This window comes from Pseudomonas sp. Pseusp10 (assembly GCF_059492225.1).
This window is the reverse complement of record NZ_CP168528.1, coordinates 4712512-4732305: the sequence shown is the minus strand read 5'-3', so window position 1 is coordinate 4732305 and position 19794 is coordinate 4712512. Positions and strand designations below refer to the sequence as shown.

Genomic DNA, 19794 nt, shown 5'->3' with positions numbered 1-19794 from the left:
TTCTTGATCGTACCTCGAGATGAGGAACAGGTTTCACGCCTAGTCGGGGCGTAGCGCAGTCCGGTAGCGCACTAGCATGGGGTGCTAGGGGTCGAGTGTTCGAACCACTCCGTCCCGACCATATAATTCAAGGGGTTGCGAGATTTATCTCGCGACCCTTTTTTATGTTTGGTCGTTTTTACCCCTATAAAATGACTGGCTCCGGGCGGAATCTTTTGTCAGGCGGACTTCCATTGTTTTATTTGAAACTCACCATAGCTTCCATGTGTAATCGACATTCATCCGTAGCTCATTGTCGTCCCTGTGGCTGGCCTGGGCGGTGAAGTCGTTGCGGTACCAGGCGTTGCGCACGCGCAAGGCCAAGCCATTCAACGGAGTGCCCTGCAGCACGTAGGACAGTTCGATATCCTTTTCGCTTTCTTTCAGGTTGGAGCCTCCCAGCTTGGCCAGTTCGATATTGTCGCCGCTCACGTAGCGCAGCATGCCATTGAGCCCTGGCAAGCCCATGGCCACGAAATTGTAGTCATACCGTACCTGCCAGCTGCGCTCCTTGGGGTTAAGAAACTCGGAGCTCAGCGTGCCTTCGGTGATGACGAGTGGCTCGGTGCCGAACAGGTAGGGCATTGCGGTCTTGCCGGTCAGTTGCATGTAGCCGGCACCGAATTTATGGGCACCCAAGGCATAGGTCAGCATCAGTGCCGCATTGCGGTTGTCCACGGGGCCAGCCTTGGCCGCGCCGTCCTCGCCAGTGACGAACAGGCGGAAGTCGCTTTTCAGGCTGCCGGGGCCGATCGGACGATTGTCGACGAAGCCGTAGAAATCCTTGCGGTAAAGGTCAGCCAGTTCGGCGTGGTAGTACTTCAGCGTCAGTTGCGGCGACCAGGCATAGTCGCCGCCGAGGAAGGTAAAACGGTCGGATTCGGCAGCGCCATTGAAGCGGCCGTTAGGCGAGGCTACCGACATTTTCTGATAGTTGGTGGAGTCGCGCAGGTTGATGCGATCGAGCCAGCCGGCATGCAGGGTCAGGTTGTCGATTTCCTGGGACTTGAGGTACGTGCCTCGGAAGGTCTGCGGCAGCAAGCGGGTAGGGCTGGCAAAGGCGATAGGCAGAAACGTGCTGATGGTACCCAGTTGCAACTCGCTCTTCGACGCCCGGGCCTTGGCAGTCAGGCCCAGCTCCGAATATTCACTGGCCGGCTCGCGGGTGGTGGGGTTGTACGGCAGCAGGCCGGTCCCGGTACGGTCAGGCGACGAGTCCAGGCGCACCCCCAGCAATCCCTGGGCGTCCAGACCGAAGCCGACAGGTCCTTCGGTATAGCCCGACCGCATGTTGAGAATGAAGCCCTGCGCCCACTCGCGAGCAGCCGCCTGAGGCGTGGCGTTGACGTAATTGCGATCGAAGTAATAGTTGCGCATCACCAGATCGGCATGGCTGTCGTCGACAAAACCGGCGGCGCAAGCCTGGCCAATGGACAAAACGCAGGTGCAGGCGCTGAAGGCCCGAAGAAAATTCCTGAGCATGGCAGTGTTCACTTTTATTGTTGTAGGGATAACGCCCCGCGCCATCGAGGCACGGGGGGAAGAGATCGGATGAGTCAGTCAGCGGGGGAGCGGTTGCGGCGTACCGACAGGTAAAACACCGCCAGTGCCGCCATGACGATGCCCGGTGCCGAGGCCATCATCACGCCGGTGGTGCCAGTGCCCAGTGCGAGCATTTTGCCGGCCACCAGCGGGCCGCTCATCGCGCCCAGCCGGCCGATGGCGACGGCGCTGCCGACACCCGTGGCGCGAATTGACGGACGATAGAAATGCGGTGCCAAGGCATACAGCACACATTGCCCGCCCGTGGCGAAGAAACCGGCGACGAAGCCGGCCACCAGCATGCTTTGCAATTGACTGACCATGCCCAGGGCGGTCAGGGACGCGAGAATGCCGAGGTAAATCAACGCCGACAATGCCCAGGCCGGCAGACGATCCATGACCCAACCCAGCAACAACGTGCCTGCCGCCGCACCAAATTGCAGCGCCAGCATCACCCAGCTTGCTTGAGCCCCGCTGAAGCCCTGGCCGATCAACAGGCTCGGCAGCCAGTTGATCAGGATGTAAACCACCATGAGCGTAAAGAAGTAGCTGACCCAGATCATCGCGGTCGGCAATGCCGCGCCGTTGCGGAACAGGCCGCTGACCACGCCGATCGGAGCGGCGTCGCGGACGCTGCGAAACGCCGCTGATTCCGGCAGGTAAAGTCCCAGCAGTGGCACGATCAACAGCGGCACGACACCACCGACGTAGAACACAACCTGCCAACCACCGACCAGGTTGGCGATGCCAATGCTGGCTGCTAAAGCGGCCCCCAATGGCACACCGCAATACATCAGGCTCACGGCGGTGCCACGCAGGCGCGGGCCAGCCACTTCACTTGTCAGGGCGATCAGGTTGGGCAAAGCAGCACCCAGGCCCACGCCCGTGAGGCAGCGCGCAACCAGCAGGCTGTTGAAATCCCAGGCCATAGTGGTGACCAGCGAGAACAACCCGAACAGGGCTACCGACGCCATCAGCACGCGTTTGCGGCCGATGCGGTCAGCCAATAATCCACCGAGGAAGGCACCGGGCAGCAGGCCGAAAATCCCGGCGCTGAAGACCCACCCCATCTGTAACTTATCCAGTTGAAAAGCGGCCGCCATCCCTTGTGCGGCGATCCCCGAGGCTTGCAGGTCAAGGCCTTCCATCAGGGCGACGAGGAAACACAGACTGATGGTCCGTGTCATATGCAGCGGTGCTGTCAGGTTGAGCGATGTCATGGGCAATACCCGTTTTATTGTTGTAATGGACAAAACAGAGCCGACCGGCCGCTGCGTGGGCGACCAGTCGGTGTGGTGCTTGGTATCAGCGCTTGAGCAGGTCCAGCGCCACATCAACGATCATGTCTTCCTGGCCGCCCACCATGCGCCGGTTGCCCAGCTCCACGAGGATGTCGAGAGTCTTGAGGCCGTACTTGGCAGCGGCGATTTCGGCGTGACGCAGGAAGCTCGAGTAGACGCCCGCATAACCCAGCGCCAGGGTTTCGCGGTCGACCCGCACTGGCCGGTCTTGCAGCGGACGGACGATGTCATCGGCGGCATCGAGCAAGGTGTAGAGGTCGGTGCCGTGATTCCAGCCCAGGCGCTCGGCGGCGGCGATGAACACTTCCAGCGGCGCGTTACCGGCGCCAGCGCCCATGCCGGCGAGGCTGGCATCGATACGGTCGCAACCTTCTTCGACGGCGGTAATCGAATTGGCCACGCCGAGCGACAGGTTGTGGTGGGCGTGCATGCCAGTCTCGGTTTCTGGTTTGAGCACCGCTTTGAAGGCGCGAAATCGATCACGCACATCCTGCATGTTCATCGCGCCACCGGAGTCGGCCATGTACACGCAGGTCGCGCCGTAGCTTTCCATCAACTTGGCCTGGGCCGCCAATTGCTCGGCCGGGATCATGTGGCTCATCATCAGGAAACCAACGGTGTCCATACCCAGCTCGCGGGCATATTCGATGTGCTGTTTCGATACATCCGCCTCGGTGCAATGGGTGGCGATGCGCACCACCCGGGCCCCGGCGTTGTAGGCTGCTTTCAGGTCATGCACCGTGCCGATGCCAGGTAGCAAAAGCGTAGTGATTTTCGCGTGGCTGATCACGTCAGCGGCGGCCTCGATCCATTCCAGATCGGTGTGCGCGGCGAAGCCGTAGTTGAAACTCGAGCCTTGCAGGCCGTCACCGTGGGCGACTTCGATCGAGTCGACCTTGGCCTTGTCCAGCGCACGAGCGATGTCCTGCACGTTCTGGATCGAGTACTGATGACGGATAGCGTGGCTGCCATCGCGCAGGGTGACGTCGGAGATGTAGAGTTTTTTGCCGTTCATGTTGATCTCCTCAGGCTTGTTGCATCGACTGCGCCATGCGCTCGGCGGTGGCCAAGGCCGCGGAGGTCATGATGTCGAGGTTGCCGGCGTAGGCTGGCAGGTAGTGAGCGGCGCCTTCGACTTCGAGGAACACCGAGGTCTTCAGGCCGGAGAATTTACCCAGGCCTGGGATGTTCAGCGGCGCGTCTTCGGGAATCACGTCGAACTGGACTTTTTGCTTGAGGCGATAGCCCGGCACATAGGCCTGCACGGCGGCGGCCATTTCGACAATCGAGGCTTCGACCAGCGCCTGGTCCGCCGCCTCGGACAAAACGAACACCGTGTCGCGCATCATCAGCGGTGGCTCGGCCGGGTTCATCACGATGATCGCCTTGCCCTTGGCTGCGCCGCCGATCACCTCAATGGCCTTGGAGGTGGTTTCGGTGAACTCGTCAATGTTGGCGCGGGTGCCGGGACCGGCGGATTTGCTGGCGATCGAGGCAACGATTTCGGCGTAATGCACCTTGGCCACCCGCGACACCGCCGCGACCATCGGGATGGTTGCCTGGCCACCGCAGGTGACCATGTTGACGTTGAGCTGGTCGAGGTTCTGTTCCAGGTTCACCACCGGCACGCAGTACGGACCGATGGCCGCAGGCGTCAGGTCGATCAGGCGGATGCCGGGGTTGATCGAGCGCAGAAACGCATCGTTCTTGACGTGAGCGCCGGCCGAGGTCGCGTCGAAGACGAAGTCGATGTCCTTGAACATATCCATGCGGCTCAGGCCTTCAACACCTTCGTGGGTCACGGCCACGCCCATGCGCTGGGCGCGGGCCAGACCGTCGGAGGCCGGGTCGATGCCGACCATGACCGCCATTTCCAGGTGTTTGGCATTACGCAGGATCTTGATCATCAAGTCGGTGCCGATGTTGCCGGAACCGATGATGGCGACTTTGAGTTTGTTCATTGTTGTTGCCTCATTTGCACGCAAGTCGCCGATCACTCGGCGCTGAACTGAACACCGACACGACCGATACCTTCGATCTCGACTTCGAACCGGTCACCGGCAGCCACGGCCACCATCGGTCCGAGTGCCCCGGTCAAAATGACGTCGCCGGCCTGCAGCGGTTCGCCCAGGCGCGCCATGGTGCGGGCCAGCCACACGGCAGCGTTGAGTGGATGGCCAAGGCATTCGGCGCCGCTGCCGCTGGAGACTTCTTCGCCATTGCGGGTCATGCGCATGCCGGCCTGACGCAGGTCCAGGCCATCGAGACGGCGAGTCGGGCCGCCGAGCACGAAACAGCCGCTGGAAGCGTTGTCCGCCACGGTGTCGACGAAACGGATGTTCCAGCCCTGCACGCGACTGCCGACGATTTCCAGTGCGGGCACAACCCAACCGACTGCCGCCATGACGTCGGCAAAGGTGGTGTCGGCGCGTGGCAGATCGCGTTCCAGAACCAGCGCAATTTCAGCTTCGATTTTCGGTTGCAGCACGCGGCTGACTGGCACAGTTTCGTTGTCGCCGTAGCACATGTCGGCGAACAAGGTGCCGAAGTCCGGCTGATCGACGCCCAGTTGCTGTTGCACCTTGGGGTTGGTCAGGCCGATCTTGCGACCGACCACGCGTCGACCACTGGCCACGCCGTGGGCAACGTTGAGGCGCTGAATGGTGTAGGCGGCCTCGGCATTGTCTTCGCCGATCTGCTCACGCAGTGGCGCGATAGCTTCACTGCGGGCCTCGGCTTGACGCAGGTCGGCGGCGAGCTGTTGCAGTGTGTCTTGAATCGGATTCATGTCGGCCTCGGTCATCAGTGGGTCAGGAAGTCCAGGACCATGCGGTTGTACGTCTCGGCGTGTTCCCACTGAGCCCAGTGGCCGCAGCGGTTGAACACATGAAGTTGCGCGTCGGGCAGGCCCGCCAGCAGACGTAAACCGGTGTCCATGGGCACGAAGCGGTCTTCGCGACCCCAGACGATCAGGGTCTGGGCCTTGATTTCATGCAGACGGTGGCTGAAGTCCGGGAATTGCTTGGGATTGAGGGTGCTGCTTTTGACGAAATTTTCCAGGTGATCGCGGCGTGCGAGGATGTTGTCCAGACGGGTCTGGAACAGTTCGTCGGTCAGGCTGCTGGCATCGAAAACGAAAACGTTCATCATCTTCTTCAGGTTCTCGATGGTCGGCTCGCGGTACAGCGCGCCGATCAACTTGATGCCTTCGGTCGGCTGCGCAACGAAGGCGCTCGGGCCGCCGGTGCCACCGCCCATCAATACCAGTTTGCCGACTCGCTCCGGATAGGCGAGGGCGAAGGCCACGGTGCTATGGCCGCCCATGGAGTTGCCGATGATGTGGACCTGCTTGAGGTCCAGTGCGTCGACCAACCCCTTGAGGGCTTGGGCGTTGAGGTCCGAACGCGAGCCGCTGCACACGATCGGGTCGCTTTTGCTCCAGCCCGGGCAATCCATCAGGATCACCCGGTAACCGGCAGACACCAACGGTTCGATGTTGCGGTGGAAGTTGGCCCAGCCGCTGGCGCCAGGGCCGGAACCATGAAGCATGACCACGGTTTCTGCGATCGGGTTTTCAGGGTTGTGGCCAACGTCGTTGTAATGCAGTTGCAGATCCAGTTCGCCTTCCTTGATGCGTACAAAGCGGCTGGTGGAAGCTTCGGTGAATGCAGTGGCAGTCATGGCAGTTCCTTGAATTCAGTGGTTGTTGTTCAGCGGACGGGCGCCAAGGGCGGCGAAGCCTGCGATCCATTCGGGAATCGGGCGGTAGTAGCGGCCTTCGCTCTGGTAAGGGCCGAAGGCGGACAGCGCAGCGAAAGCGGCGACCCAGGTTTTCACTTCGTGGGTGGACTTGCCGGCCAACGCCGACAACTCGTCATTGCCCAGCGCATCGAGGTCACTCAGGCAGCCCTTTTCCAGGGTGCCGAGAAACTGCTGATCCCACGTCGGGTTGAGCGGGTGCAGGCTGTTTTGGTCCTCGACGAAATCTCGCGCCGCCTGAATCACCCGCTGTTGGCGTGCATCACGTTCATCGGCCGGCAAGTGGCGGCCGCTGCCCATCAGGCGGTCGGCCATGCGCGTATCAACCTTGGCCAACTCCGGCACCGGGGGTTGATGGGACAAACCACCGGAAGCCAGAAACAGCACGCGCTTGTTCAACGACAGTGCCCATTGGCCGATGGCTTCACCGAGCTGGCGGGCACGCTTGAAACCTGGCAATGGCACGGCCACCGAATTGATGAAAACCGGAATCACCGGACAGCCCTGCAAACCGCCAAGCAACAGTTCCAGCGGTTGGGCAAACGCGTGATCGACCTGCATGCGATAGGACACGGCGGCGTCGACGCCAGCATCCAGCACGCTTTGCGCACAGGCTTCGGCCAGCGCCTTGGGCACGTCCAGCGCGCCGGCAGCAGTGCCGAAATCACCGATGGCGTCAGCCGCCATGCCGATGCAGAAGGCCGGCATCACGTCGTAGAAGAAACCGTTGTAGTGGTCGGGGCCGAACAGCACGATCAGCTCCGGGGCGAAGCGGGCGATGCGCTCGCGGGCCTGGGTGATCATTGCGTCGACTTCGGCCAGCACCTCAGGCGTCGGGTCGACGTAGCCCACCAGGGGCGTGTGCGACATGCAGTGCAGATACGCGCTCATCTCAAGCCACCTTGCTGGCGATGATTGTCGCGGCAGGTTGTGGCAGGGCCTTGAGCGCCAGTGCCAATTGGTCACAGGCGTGGCCGACGGTTTGTGGAATGGCCAGGCCGGCAAGGAAGCGGTCCGGACGTACCAGGGCGATGGACGCCGAACCACGGGCGAACCATTCCTTGAGGCGGCCGGTACTGTCACCAACGCGGATCACGCCGGGGTTGACGTCACTGGCGGCCTTGAGCTGGACATCGGGTAGTACCTGGATAAACCGTGTTCCCAGCGCTTGCCATTGTTCGATCTGCCCGGCGCTCAAGCCCCAGGTCGGGTCGCAGCCCCAGGCGATGATCGCAAAGTTTTCGCCGATCACTTCATCCAGCAACACAGTGGTGCCGGCGTCAGTCAACACCTTCGGCTGAATGAACATCTTGCCTACCGGCGAGCCCTTTTCACTCGGCACGATCAAGGCTCCCCGGGCGTATTGCGGCATCGGTTTGAAGCGCATTTCCAGGAAGTAGCGTTTGACCGGTGGTACATAATTGAGCAGCCACGACACGCCATCTCGCAAGGTGCCTTGCCAGCGCTTCGGCGGGGCCAGCACATGGCCGGCGAGCACGGAAAGGTCAATCATTGCCTTGGCGTGGTCGCGGCGCTCCTGTTCGTAGCTGTCGAGCAGGCTGTCGGCCGCCAGGCCCTTGATCACCAGCGACAGTTTCCAGGCCAGGTTGGAAGCATCACGCATGCCGCTGTTGTAACCCTGGCCTTGCCAGACCGGCATGATGTGTGCGGCATCGCCCGCCAGCAGCACCCGGCCTTGGCGGAATTGACCGGCCAACCGGGCATTGTGGGTATAGACGCGGCTGCGGATCAGTTCGATGTTGTCCGGGTTCGGCAACACCTTGCCTAGCAGCTTGCGCATGTTTTCCGGTTTGCTCAGCTCGGCTTCGGTCTCGCCGGGCATGACCATGAACTCGAAACGACGCACGCCATGGGGCAGGGCGGCGGAAACATAAGGCCGTACCGGGTCGCAGCACAGGTAAACATGCGGTGTGCTCAGCGGGTCGTTGGCGATGTCGACGACGATCCACTGATTCGGCGCGGTCTTGCCTTCGAAACTGATGTTCAGACTGCGGCGCACCAGGCTGTTGCCACCGTCGCAGCCGATCAGGTAGCGGGCATGCAGGCATTCGCTGCGACCGTTCTGATCCTTGAGGTTAAGCACCACGGCACTGTCGCTCTGTTCAAAACTGTCGAGCTCGCGGCTGAACAGTACCTTGACGTTGTCAAAGCGCTGCAAGCCTTCGAACAGTATGCGGTCGGCCAGGGGCTGTATGAAGGCATTGCGTCGCGACCAGCCGAACTCGTCGGTTTTTGGCTGGATGTCGGCAAAGCAGCGACCCTTTGGGGTGAGGAAGCGCATGGCATGCCACGGGGTGGTGTGCGGCAGCACCGCGTCGGCCAGACCGACGGCCTGAAAGGTTCGCAGGCTTTCGTCGTCCAGGCCGATGGCACGAGGGTAGTCGATCAGGCTGTCGAGCTTTTCCACCAAGGTGACGTTCACGCCACATTGCCCCAGGTAATTGGCAATCATCAGGCCGACAGGGCCGGCGCCGACGATGGCAACGTCGGTGGTCAGCTCCAATGTGGAAGGAGTGGGTGCAGGACTCATGGGTATCTCCGTGCAGCGCTTTTGGATTTCTTGTTGGGCGCAGTATGGAAATCACCAGGCTGGTGGACAACGACAACCCTTGCTAGTGTGCACTAAGTGCACATCGTTGATTTACAACAAAAATGGAGCCGTCCATGAGCGAAACAGAATACAAGGCCGTGCGTGGGCTGATGCGCGGGCTGGCCTTGATCAACAGCTTGAACCGCTTCGACGGCGGTGCCAGCACGGCGCAATTGGCCGAGCGCAGCGGCTTGCATCGCACCACCGTTCGGCGCTTGCTGGAGACCTTGCAAACCGAGGGTTATGTGCGGCGCAGCGAGTCCGATGACAGCTATCGACTGACGCTGAAAGTACGCGAACTGAGTGAAGGTTTTCGCGATGAACAATGGATCTCTTCGATCGCCGCGCCGTTGCTCGGTGAGTTGCTGCAAGAGGTCGTCTGGCCGACAGACCTGTGCACCCTGGACGGCGATGCCATGGTCATTCGCGAGACCACTCATCGCTTTAGCCGTCTGTCGTTCCACCGTTCCATGGTCGGTCGGCGTTTACCGTTGCTGATGACGGCGACTGGGCGCGCGTACTTTGCCTACTGTCGACCTGCGGAACGAGAAGAGTTGATTGAGTTGATGATCAGTCGCGAAGACGAACAATCGGCGTTTGCCGCCGATAGCCGGTTTGTCGAGCGATTGGTGGAGCACACACTCAGCAAGGGTTATGGAGAAAATAATGCCCATTGGGGCGAGGAACGCAAGATCGCTGCCATTGCGATCCCCGTCATGCACGGGGAGCAGGTGATGGGCTGCCTGAATCTGGTCTACATCGCAAAGGCCATGTCCGTTGAGGAGGCTGTTCGACGCTACCTGCCGGCGATGCGCAGCGTGGTGGAAAAAATTGAGGGGCAGTTCAGGTAAGTTTGTCTGCAAGGCTAGTGCGAGCAACACATCCAGCTCGCCATTGGTAGTGACGAGCACTTAGGCGTCGATATCTGACACGCCTTGATGATTCCTGACGCCGACCCGACAATCGGGTGAACTCCTGACACCTTTGAGGCGGCGCGGAGATCGACGATGGCTATTGCCATCAGGCTTGATCATGACGACAGAGAAGCCCTCCCCAAAAGGAAGGAAAGTATTAATATCACGCATAAGAACGCCGGTTTGTTAGATGTGTTTGCTCGCACGAACATCATCAATCAAATCGGCGTTCTTGTTTCTGTGTTTCCCGGGATTCCGTGAAGAACCAATTTTCAGCCGGCAGGACAGCTGTTATTAGATCAATTCTCGGTCAGCGGCAACAGTCAGCTTGGTTTCGTCATCGACATAGATCATCAAAGGCGCGTCTTGGGCCGAATGAAAAAATTGGACCTTGTGTGCGCGCTGATGGGCCAGCAATTCCGATAAACCTTTCAGTCAGTCAAACGATACTGAAAGCATTTTAGCGGGATACAGGTAACGAGCGGGTGAAGCAGCCTTAGTATCAGGTCATCGAAACTCCCGGCCCATAGGTGGCAAATTTTCCCAATCCAAATCGATACACTGCGCAGGCGTTTCAGCCAGGAGAGTGGTGAGGTCGAGCTTCACTCTTTCCGAATCTTGTTTGTGATTTTAGGGCGTAGAGGTATCAGGGTTGGGGCGGAAATTTCGCTACGCTCTGTAATTCGTTAGTATTCGCCTAGGATCGATTAGTCAAACGCCAAGCCGGATCAGATAATTTGGCTATGAGAAAATCCGCTAGCACATCCACTTTGGCTGGCCGGGTGCGAGCGGTCGGCGTCACAAAATACAGTCCTCCCTCCTGCATGCTCCACTCTGGCAGTACCACTTGAAGTCTTCCATCGCGTAGATATTCACTTGCGACAAACTCTGGAAGCTCAGCTATCGCAATTCCTGCAAGTACGGCAGGGATTAAGGCGTCCACATTTGTGACGCGCAGAGAGCCATTGGGGGAGACGCTGACCTCATCCCCTGATTTATTGAGTAAGCGCCAGACGTCACTCTGGGCTCGATAGGCGTATCCCAAGCAATTTCGACCTACCAGATCATGAGGGTGTTTTGGGTGACCATGCTGTTCAAGGTATCTAGGAGACGCCACAAGATACCGAGCAACCCGGCTAATTCGTCGTGCTACTAGAGATGAGTCGGGTAATATTGCGATCCGCATCGCAGCATCAAAGCCTTCCCCAATGAGGTCGACTGACGCGTCGGACAAATGAAGATCGACTGACACTTCGGGATAAGCGAGAAGAAATTCCGGTAGAATCGGGGCAACCCAGCGGACGCCGTAAGTCATTGGTATCGCCAATCGCACAAGCCCTCTAGGTTGTGACGAAAGTTCGCGTGCAATACCCTCCGTCTCTTCCGCCTCTCGGTACAGGCGACTAGCGCTTTCCGCTATGCTGCGGCCAAATTCTGTGAGTGCGAGCTGTCGGGAGGTCCGATTTAAAAGACGGGCACCTAGCCTTTCTTCCAAGCGACCAACTCCTCGTGAAACCGTTGCGACGGAGACACCCATCACCCTCGCAGCAGCCGCAAAGGATCGCTCCTCAGCTACCTTTGCAAACATCGCTAATCCTTCAAAATCTGGCATCTTTGACATCGACATTTCTGCAATGATGGTTTGCAATCAATTCTATTTCGAAAGGTAGGGTTCGTCGATATTCTTTGGTCATGCGCTTTCTTGCGCCAACTTGAGGAACGTCAAATGTCACGCAAACTTGAAGGTAAAATCGCCATCGTCACCGGCGGTACCAGCGGCCTTGGATTGGCAACTGCCATTCGTTTCGCTAAGGAAGGTGCTCACGTTTACATCACTGGTCGGCGCAAACCTGAGCTTGATGCTGCTGTTTTGGCTGTCGGTAATGCAACCGGCGTTCAAGTCGACTCCTCCAAGCTGGATCAATTGGACGCGTTGTACGCCCAGGTGAAAGAACAACACAGTCGTGTTGACGTTCTGTTCGTGAACGCTGGCGGCGGTGAAATGAGCAATCTGAAAGATGTCACTGAAGAGCATTTCGACGACACCTTCGGCCGAAATACCAAGGGCGTACTTTTTACGGTCCAAAAGGCGCTGCCACTGCTGTCCAAGGGAGCTTCCGTGATTCTCACGGGCTCTACCGCGGGTAGTGTTGGCACCCCGGATTTCAGTGTTTACGCCGCTTCGAAAGCAGCTGTAAGGTCCTTCGCCCGTAACTGGATCCTCGACTTGAAAGGTCAGGACATTCGCGTGAACACTCTCAGCCCTGGTCCGATCAAGACACCAGGCCTCGTAGAATTGGCAGGCCCAGACGCGGCACAGCAGCAAGGTCTGCTGGATCACTTTGCTTCATTGATTCCAATGGGCCGCGTTGGCGATCCAGATGAAGTCGCAAAGGTAGCAGTATTCCTGGCCTCTGATGATTCCAGCTTCGTGAACGGCAGCGAAGTATTTGTCGACGGCGGCATCGCCCAAATTTGATCCGGAACGTAATGGGAAAGTGTGAGCTTTCCCATTACGGATCAATCTATTAACAACGGGATTGATTTGAAATGGACACCAAATTAGGTCACGGCAGCGGCTGAGAATTCAGAATGAATAACGAAGACCAAACACAGCAAATGATCGAGATCGCCAAGCTTTATTTTACTAAAGGTGATGCTGGCGATCTGACAATATTGGACCTTTTTAGTGACGATGTTCAGCTGTATTTCCCCAAGTTCGGAACGCGTACTGGAAAAAATGAGGTTGTCGCATTTATTCAGGGTTTGATGGGCAATCTCGGCGGCCTAAAGCACGACGTAGAGCAATACACCTACATCGCAGTGGGAAACACAGTAGTTGTTGAGGGAACCGAAAGCGGAGTCATGAAAAATGGCTCACATTGGCCAGTTGAAGGGCGATCCGAAGGTCGGTTCTGCAATGTATTTGATTTTTCCAACGATTTGATTTCACGCGTCCATATCTATGTCGACCCAGACTTTGCAGGTGACGATAACGAGCGGTTTTACTGGTCGTGATTAGATGGTGAATACAAAAGCCGGCGAGCAACTCCATTTAGCTCCGCCTGCTTCCAACACACTATACTTACTGCAATACCCTTAATCCCTAACCGCCCTCAGGGATTATCCTTTCAAAGGAGCATGATCGTGAAACAGCTCCTGGCCTTAGTCCTCGCGACCTCCATCAGCCTGCCTCTGATGGCTGCTGAGACCGCCCCTGCAGCCAGCGCCACAGTGCCCAGCGCTACCTCAAGCCTGACGCTGTCGACTCCACTCGTCGGTGGCGTAACGGTTGGCACTGGCCTGGCAATTAGCGCTGGTGTTATCGCTGCTGGTGTCGCCATCTCCAGCGGCGGTGGTAGTGGTGGCAACGACGCCACCCCGGGCGCCAGCGGCACTTCAGGTACCAGCGGAACTACTGGCACGACCGGCACCACCGGCACCACCCGGTAACAGCCCCCTTGTTGATGTCGCAGGGCGTTAACTGACTCGGTCAGTTGCAATTGGGAGTTCCAAAGGTCTGTATCAGTGGCGCGGAGAGCACATCATATGTGGCGAGGGGGATCGCGATCACGGGAAAACTTTGCACTCGCAATTGATGCTGAGGTTTTGGCAGCCGCGCGCGATCAAGGAAAAACTCGCGTTATCGGTGTATCGAATTTCGATAGTGCTCAACTCAACTCAACTCAACTCAACTCAACTCAACTCAACTCAACTCAACTCAAGCAGGCGCAGGCGGTGAAAGAGATCGTTTCGCTCCAGCCGCGTACTCCGCCTTGTGGTGAAAGGCTGCAATTGACCTGGCTCCACGCAATCACAGCCATTAAAAAAAACGGCCCTTTGGCACCGATAACATCGTTTCTCGGCGGTGCTGCTTTTCAATATATTGGCTGCCAGATCCGGTGAGTGACTCAACATTCACCACCCTCAGTGCGAGTAGTCTTTATGAATAAAAAACCAGGCAACGCAGGGTTTGTTAATGGGGGTGCGGGAACCCGTGCAGTGTGGGGTGGGGAGCAAGTCAGGCATCCCTACAACGCCACTCAAACCCCCATCGTAGTCAGTGCTGCATATGGTTACGACGACATTGACGTCTGGTACGACGTAGCGTTGGGCAAGGCGCCCGGCTTTATTTACAGCCGCATGAGCAACCCGACAGTCGAGACCCTTGAGGCAAAGATTCGCGAGTTGGAGCTGGCCGAATCTGCCGTGGCTTTCAGCAGCGGGATGGCGGCAATCAGCAGTGTGCTTTACACCTTCCTGGCCCATGGCGATCGGGTGGTGTCGACCAAGGACAGCTATGGCGGCACCAACAAGATTTTCGAAGAGTTCCTGCCGCGCACCGGTGTGGACGTGACGTTGTGCGAGACGTTCGATCACGAAGAAATCGAACGTGAAATCGCCAAGGGTTGCCAGTTGGTGTATCTGGAAACGCCGACCAACCCGACGCTGAAAATACTCGATATCGAGCGTCTGGTGGCTGCGGCCAAGCGCGTCGGTGCCATTGTGGTGGCGGATAACACCTTCGCCACGCCGTTGAATCAGAACCCCTTGGCGCTTGGTGTGGACGTGGTCGTTCACAGTGCGACCAAGTTTCTCAGCGGCCACGGCGACGTGCTTGGCGGCCTGGTGTGCGGTAGCGAATCGCTGATGGCCAAGGTGCGCCATTACCGGGAAATCAACGGTGCGGCGCTCGACCCGTTCTCCGCCTACATGATCATTCGCGGCATGAAAACCCTGGTGCTGCGCATGCGTCAGCAGCAACGCAGCGCCCGTGCACTGGCAGAGTACCTTTGCGTCGAACCGTTGGTGGAGTCGGTCAATTATCCGGGTTTGCCCGGCCATCCGAATCATGCGGTGGCGTGCGCGCAAATGTCCGGCTTCGGTGCAATCGTCAGTTTTGTCGTGGTGGGTGGTATGGACACGGTCAAGGTGCTGTTGCCACGACTGCGATTCGCCCACTGCGCGGGCAATCTCGGTGCGGTGGAAACCATCTACGGTCCGGCGCGAACCACCAGTCATGTCGAGAACACGCTGGAGGAACGACTGGCCCTGGGTATTTCCGAAGGGCTGGTGCGGGTCTCTGTCGGCATCGAAGACACCGATGATCTGCTCGACGACCTGAAACAGGCATTCGCATTTGTCAGGGAGGCGGGCAACGAACTCGCACAAGCAAACACCCAACGTTCAATCAATGAAAATTGCGTCGACATAGCAGGTTGAAGATTTAACGCTAATACCTCGCTACAAGGATGTGAGTGGGGCGTTCATGAAGTGGAATAATAATAAAACTTAGTGGCGATCTGTTTTTACTCTGCCGAGTCAATCATTGCAGATGTTAATTCGTGCCCTAATAACTTTCATGAGAACAACCATGTCCATAAAAGAAGAACAACTTAATACACATTCCGGTTTTAAACAGGAAATGCAGACGCGGCATATTGTGATGTTGGCATTAGGCGGCGTCATTGGTACCGGGCTGTTTCTCACGTCCGGGTATACGGTTAACCAGGCCGGTCCCTTGGGCGCGGTGATCGCTTACATCATCGGTGCACTCATGGTTTACATGGTGATGATGTGCCTGGGCGAACTGGCGGTGCAGATGCCGGAAACCGGTTCATTCAGTACTTACGCCACCCGTTTTCTGGGGCCTGGTACCGGGTATACGGTGGCCTGGCTGTATTGGCTGACCTGGACGGTGGCCATCGGTTCTGAATTCACCGCCGCCGGTATCTTGATGGTGCGCTGGTTCCCGGATACACCGGTATGGATCTGGAGTGCGCTATTTGCGGGCCTGGTGTTTCTGACCAATGTGATTTCGGTGCGCCTGTTCGCTGAGACCGAGTTCTGGTTGTCACTGGTTAAAGTGGTGACCGTAATAGTGTTTCTGATGATCGGCGGTGGCGCGATTCTCGGTCTGCTGCACATCGATCAGGGCCACAGTATCGGGTTGAGCAACTTCACTCGCGAAGGACTTTTTCCTACCGGAGTCATGCCGATAGCAATGACGTTATTGGCGGTGTCTTTTGCGTTCTCCGGCACTGAGTTGATCGGTATTGCCGCTGGGGAAACCAAGGATCCGCAACGCAACGTGCCACGTGCCATTCGCACGACGGTGCTGCGCCTGGCGATCTTTTTCGTGGGGACCATTTTCGTCCTGGCAACACTATTGCCCCGAGAACAGGCCGGTCTCGTAGAAAGTCCATTCGTCACGGTGTTCACTTACATCGGGATTCCATATTCGGCAGACATCATGAATTTCGTGATCATCAGTGCCTTGCTGTCGGCCGCCAACTCCGGTTTGTATGCCGCGTCACGGATGCTCTGGACGCTGAGTGACCAGGGTCATCTGCCCAAGCGGTTCTCGGCCCTGACGCGCATGGGGACGCCGCTCAACGCCATTATCGTCAGCATGGCGGGTGGGGCTGCCTCGTTGCTCAGCAGTGTGTTCGCCGCCGACACCATCTATCTGGCGCTGGTGTCGATCTCCGGATTGGCGGTCGTGGTGGTCTGGATGAGCATCGCTGCGAGCCAGATTGCTTTCCGCCGTCACTATGTGGCCAACGGCGGTGACATCCGCGACTTGAAATTCCGTGTCCGGGGTTATCCATGGGTGCCGTTGGGAGCACTGGTCTGCTGCAGTCTGGCGTGTGTCGGGATTGGGTTCGATCCGGAGCAGCGTGTGGCGTTGTACTTCGGTTTGCCCTTCATCGCCTGGTGCTACTTCGTGTATTACATTACCCGCAAAAGCCGCGAGCGACGCTTGTCGGTTGCCCCCTTGGCACAACCGTCCGACGCGTTCTAGTCAGCATCGACGGGATGGGCAAGCGTGCTCGGTGGAGGGGGCGTCCTAGAGGTTCAAGCCATGAAGCAAAAGACGCTACCCCCATTGAACTGGCTGCGGGCATTCGAGGTGTCTGCTCGCTGTTTGAACTTCACCCATGCTGCCGAAGAACTGTTTTTGACCCAGGGGGCAGTCAGTCAGCAGATCCGCCAACTGGAAAGCCATCTTGGGGTAGCACTGTTCAAGCGCTTGCCCCGTGGCTTGGGACTGACCGAGGAAGGCCAGGCGTATCTGCCGGTGGTGCAGGATGCGATCACGCGACTGGCAGTGGGGACCAACGAAATTTTTGGTCAGCACAAACGTCGACCGATCAAGGTGCGTGGCAGCCTGGCGTTCTTTGTGCATTGGCTGGCGCCCAAGCTGGCGGAGTTTAGCCAGGCGCATCCCCATGTCGATATCCGCTACATCAGCAATATCTGGGTCAAGGAACTGGATGGTGAGGATGACATGGAGATTCGCTGGGGCCACGGTCAATGGCCCGGCCTGGTGTCGCAGCGCCTGACCTGGGACACGTTGTTCCCGGTCTGTTCGCCGGACCTGATGGCGAGGTCGCCGCTGACGGTCCCCGTGGACGTGTCGCACCATCCGCTGTTGCATGTTCTGGGTTACGAAGAGGGTTGGGGTTACTGGTTGAACATGGTCGGTGCGGACACCGTCGATTCCTCGACCGGCATGCAGTTCGACACATTGATTTCCACTTTGCGCATGGCCGAGTTAGGTCAGGGGATCGCCCTGGCGCGGTCCTCGATGGTGGAGGAGATGCTTAAGGATGGACGGTTAGTCGAACCCTTTACCCAGCGTATCGAAGCCAGCGAGTCTTTTTACCTTGTGCGCGGTTCCGGGGCCGAGCAGCACCCCGACGCGGTGATGTTTTCCACCTGGCTGGTCGAGCAGGCACATCGTTTCAAATGAATGGCCGGAGCCAACCATGCGTTATGTGAGTACCCGAAATTCGGCCGTGCAGGTCGACTTCGAACAGGTCGTATTGTCTGGCATTGCCGAGGACGGTGGGCTGTTCGTACCGCTCGAACTGCCGCTGTTTGAATCGCAGGACATCGCCAACTGGTCGACCTTGCCCTATGACGAACTGGCCTACAGGGTAATCAGTCCGTTTGTGGGGGAGGCGATCCCCGAGACAGACCTCAAGCGCATGCTCAAAGAGGCGGGCAGCCAATTCAGGCATCGCTCCCTGGCACCTTTGCATCAGGTCGATCGTAACGAGTGGGTGCTGGAGTTGTTCCACGGGCCGACTCGCTCCTCGAAGGATTTTGCCGCGCAGTTGCAGGCGCGACTGGTGCCGTATTTTCTGCGCAAGCGCGGGCGTCGCGGGGTGGTGATCGGTGCCACCAACGGCGATACCGGGCTGGCGGCCATCGAGGCGTTCAAGCACTGCGAGGACACCCCCGTGGTGGTGTTTTACCCGGAGGCGGGCGTACCCCGGGACCAACTCCAGCATCTGCAAGCCGCAGCGCACCCAGGGGTTCATCAGTTCGCGGTCAACGGAAGCTTCGACGAGTGCCAGACCATCGTCACCCGGCTGTTTCGACAATGGCCGTATGCGCAGTACGAGGTGATCGGTTTCAACTCCAGTAACTGGGTCAGTGTGTTGGCGCAACTGGTGTTTTACTTCCACGCCGTGTTGCAACTGGGAGGCGGCCAGCGACCGATTGGTTTCAGCGTACCTGCGGCGAGTTTTGCCGAGGTGTATGCAGGCTACATCGCGCAAAAAATGGGTCTGCCAATCACCCAGATGATTGTTGCGACCAACCAGAATGACGCGTTGCATCAGTTGTTTCAGAAAAACCACTACAGCAGGTCACGAGCCAACAAGACGCTTTCGCCTGCCATGGACCTGTCGATCTTTTCCAATCTGGAACGGTTCCTTTGGGAACTCTACGGGCGTGACGACCAGGCGGTATGTGCCCTGATGGAGGGGTTCGAGTCCAGCGGTGAGATGGTCATCGCCAACGAGTTCTGGTTGCAGGCGCGGATGATCATCGACTCCTACGCAGTCAGTGATGAGCAGACGCTGACGGAAATCACCTCGTTGTATCACGACACCGGTTACGTCATCGACCCGCATACGGCCACTGGCGTGCTGGCCGCCAGGTTGTATCGGCGAAGCCTGGTGGCGCCAATGGTGACCCTGGGGGAAATCTCACCGGTCAAGTCGGCGGCACTGCTTGGCGAGTTGGGCATCAGTGTGGCGCAGCTGCAACCTGAGGTCGCGACGCAAGGACAGGCGCAGGTTTACCGGATTCAACCGGACGATCTCGATACCATCCATGAGCTGCTCGGAGCGCTGTGAAGGCGCGCCAACAGGAGGTCAAGTGAAGCGAATTCTGGACCCTCTCGATGAACACATCATCGCGGAACTACAGCTTAATGCCAGGGCTGCACACGCCGAACTGGCGGCCAAGGTCAATCTGTCACGCAATGCGGTGCGCCAGCGCATAGAAAGACTTGAGCGCGACGGGGTAATACAGGGATATACGGTACGCACGGGGGAGGGGCGACAAGCCACGTCGAACATCAATGCGGTGATTTTCGTTTACCGCTACGACCGGATGCGGGGGGCGGAAGTGTTGCAAGCGCTGCGGGCAATTCCGGAAATCATCCAGTGCGATGTCATGAGCGGCGAGTTCGACCTGATGCTGCGGGTGGGCGCTGCGAGCCCGCAGCGGGTGCACAAGGTCTGGACTGAAATTGCCGCGTTGCCCGGGGTGGAAAACACCGTGACCTCCTTCGTGCTGTCGTCTGTCGTATAGCCCATTTTTCGTACAA

The 19794-nt window shown here is 58.4% G+C and carries 20 protein-coding genes and 1 tRNA gene; 12 read left to right on the top strand and 9 right to left on the bottom strand.

Going from position 1 to position 19794, the window contains the following annotated elements:
• The first annotated feature begins 44 nt into the window (after positions 1-44).
• Positions 45-121, top strand: a tRNA-Pro gene (locus ACEN8Z_RS21400).
• Between the two features lie 128 nt (positions 122-249).
• Here ACEN8Z_RS21400 and ACEN8Z_RS21395 read toward each other — a convergent pair.
• The 8 genes from ACEN8Z_RS21395 to ACEN8Z_RS21360 form a co-directional block, all read right to left on the bottom strand.
• Positions 250-1521 carry an OprD family porin gene (locus ACEN8Z_RS21395; protein WP_495595584.1) on the bottom strand — a complete coding sequence of 424 codons (1272 nt, stop codon included), beginning with the start codon at positions 1519-1521 and terminating at the stop codon, positions 250-252.
• 74 nt (positions 1522-1595) lie between these two features.
• A complete protein-coding gene (gene mhpT, locus ACEN8Z_RS21390; protein WP_495595583.1) occupies positions 1596-2801 on the bottom strand; it encodes a 3-(3-hydroxy-phenyl)propionate transporter MhpT in 1206 nt (401 codons plus the stop codon).
• 85 nt (positions 2802-2886) lie between these two features.
• Positions 2887-3897 carry a 4-hydroxy-2-oxovalerate aldolase gene (dmpG, locus tag ACEN8Z_RS21385; protein ID WP_495595582.1) on the bottom strand — a complete coding sequence of 337 codons (1011 nt, stop codon included), beginning with the start codon at positions 3895-3897 and terminating at the stop codon, positions 2887-2889.
• 10 nt (positions 3898-3907) lie between these two features.
• Positions 3908-4843 carry an acetaldehyde dehydrogenase (acetylating) gene (locus tag ACEN8Z_RS21380; RefSeq protein WP_495595581.1) on the bottom strand — a complete coding sequence of 312 codons (936 nt, stop codon included), beginning with the start codon at positions 4841-4843 and terminating at the stop codon, positions 3908-3910.
• Between the two features lie 32 nt (positions 4844-4875).
• On the bottom strand, positions 4876-5670 hold the full coding sequence (gene mhpD, locus ACEN8Z_RS21375) for a 2-keto-4-pentenoate hydratase (protein WP_495595580.1): 795 nt from the start codon (positions 5668-5670) through the stop codon (positions 4876-4878).
• A 14-nt stretch (positions 5671-5684) separates the two neighbouring features.
• On the bottom strand, positions 5685-6563 hold the full coding sequence (locus tag ACEN8Z_RS21370; protein ID WP_495595579.1) for an alpha/beta fold hydrolase: 879 nt from the start codon (positions 6561-6563) through the stop codon (positions 5685-5687).
• A gap of 15 nt (positions 6564-6578) precedes the next feature.
• Entirely contained in the window at positions 6579-7532 is a 954-nt protein-coding gene (gene mhpB / locus ACEN8Z_RS21365; RefSeq protein WP_495595578.1) for a 3-carboxyethylcatechol 2,3-dioxygenase, read from the bottom strand.
• Between the two features lies 1 nt (position 7533).
• Entirely contained in the window at positions 7534-9192 is a 1659-nt protein-coding gene (locus ACEN8Z_RS21360) for a bifunctional 3-(3-hydroxy-phenyl)propionate/3-hydroxycinnamic acid hydroxylase (protein WP_495595577.1), read from the bottom strand.
• A gap of 134 nt (positions 9193-9326) precedes the next feature.
• Between ACEN8Z_RS21360 and ACEN8Z_RS21355 the strand changes: the two genes are divergently transcribed.
• Together ACEN8Z_RS21355 and ACEN8Z_RS21350 are read left to right on the top strand one after the other, a co-directional pair.
• Positions 9327-10103 (top strand): DNA-binding transcriptional regulator, encoded by a 777-nt coding sequence (locus tag ACEN8Z_RS21355; protein WP_495595576.1) that lies wholly within the window; start codon positions 9327-9329, stop codon positions 10101-10103.
• 156 nt (positions 10104-10259) lie between these two features.
• Positions 10260-10427 carry a hypothetical protein gene (locus tag ACEN8Z_RS21350; RefSeq protein WP_495598207.1) on the top strand — a complete coding sequence of 56 codons (168 nt, stop codon included), beginning with the start codon at positions 10260-10262 and terminating at the stop codon, positions 10425-10427.
• Positions 10428-10863: 436 nt separating this feature from the next.
• Here ACEN8Z_RS21350 and ACEN8Z_RS21345 read toward each other — a convergent pair whose 3' ends face one another.
• Positions 10864-11787: a LysR family transcriptional regulator gene (locus ACEN8Z_RS21345; RefSeq protein ID WP_495598173.1), complete on the bottom strand. Its 924-nt coding sequence runs from the start codon at positions 11785-11787 to the stop codon at positions 10864-10866.
• A 105-nt stretch (positions 11788-11892) separates the two neighbouring features.
• On the opposite strand from ACEN8Z_RS21345, the gene ACEN8Z_RS21340 reads away from it, so the two are divergent.
• From ACEN8Z_RS21340 to ACEN8Z_RS21300, 9 genes are all read left to right on the top strand, one after another.
• On the top strand, positions 11893-12645 hold the full coding sequence (locus ACEN8Z_RS21340) for an SDR family NAD(P)-dependent oxidoreductase (RefSeq protein ID WP_495595575.1): 753 nt from the start codon (positions 11893-11895) through the stop codon (positions 12643-12645).
• A 113-nt stretch (positions 12646-12758) separates the two neighbouring features.
• Positions 12759-13184: a nuclear transport factor 2 family protein gene (locus ACEN8Z_RS21335; RefSeq protein WP_495595574.1), complete on the top strand. Its 426-nt coding sequence runs from the start codon at positions 12759-12761 to the stop codon at positions 13182-13184.
• A gap of 123 nt (positions 13185-13307) precedes the next feature.
• Complete coding sequence (locus ACEN8Z_RS21330) at positions 13308-13619, top strand: hypothetical protein (RefSeq protein ID WP_495595573.1); 312 nt, start codon at positions 13308-13310, stop codon at positions 13617-13619.
• A 96-nt stretch (positions 13620-13715) separates the two neighbouring features.
• On the top strand, positions 13716-14072 hold the full coding sequence (locus ACEN8Z_RS21325; protein WP_495595572.1) for a hypothetical protein: 357 nt from the start codon (positions 13716-13718) through the stop codon (positions 14070-14072).
• A 39-nt stretch (positions 14073-14111) separates the two neighbouring features.
• Positions 14112-15389: a cystathionine gamma-synthase family protein gene (locus tag ACEN8Z_RS21320; RefSeq protein ID WP_495595571.1), complete on the top strand. Its 1278-nt coding sequence runs from the start codon at positions 14112-14114 to the stop codon at positions 15387-15389.
• A gap of 151 nt (positions 15390-15540) precedes the next feature.
• Positions 15541-16971, top strand: a complete 1431-nt coding sequence (locus tag ACEN8Z_RS21315) for an amino acid permease (RefSeq protein WP_495595570.1) — start codon at positions 15541-15543, stop codon at positions 16969-16971.
• 60 nt (positions 16972-17031) lie between these two features.
• Positions 17032-17922: a LysR substrate-binding domain-containing protein gene (locus ACEN8Z_RS21310; protein WP_495595569.1), complete on the top strand. Its 891-nt coding sequence runs from the start codon at positions 17032-17034 to the stop codon at positions 17920-17922.
• A 16-nt stretch (positions 17923-17938) separates the two neighbouring features.
• Positions 17939-19318 (top strand): threonine synthase, encoded by a 1380-nt coding sequence (gene thrC / locus ACEN8Z_RS21305; RefSeq protein WP_495595568.1) that lies wholly within the window; start codon positions 17939-17941, stop codon positions 19316-19318.
• A 22-nt stretch (positions 19319-19340) separates the two neighbouring features.
• On the top strand, positions 19341-19778 hold the full coding sequence (locus ACEN8Z_RS21300) for an Lrp/AsnC family transcriptional regulator (RefSeq protein WP_495595567.1): 438 nt from the start codon (positions 19341-19343) through the stop codon (positions 19776-19778).
• Positions 19779-19794 lie beyond the last annotated feature (16 nt).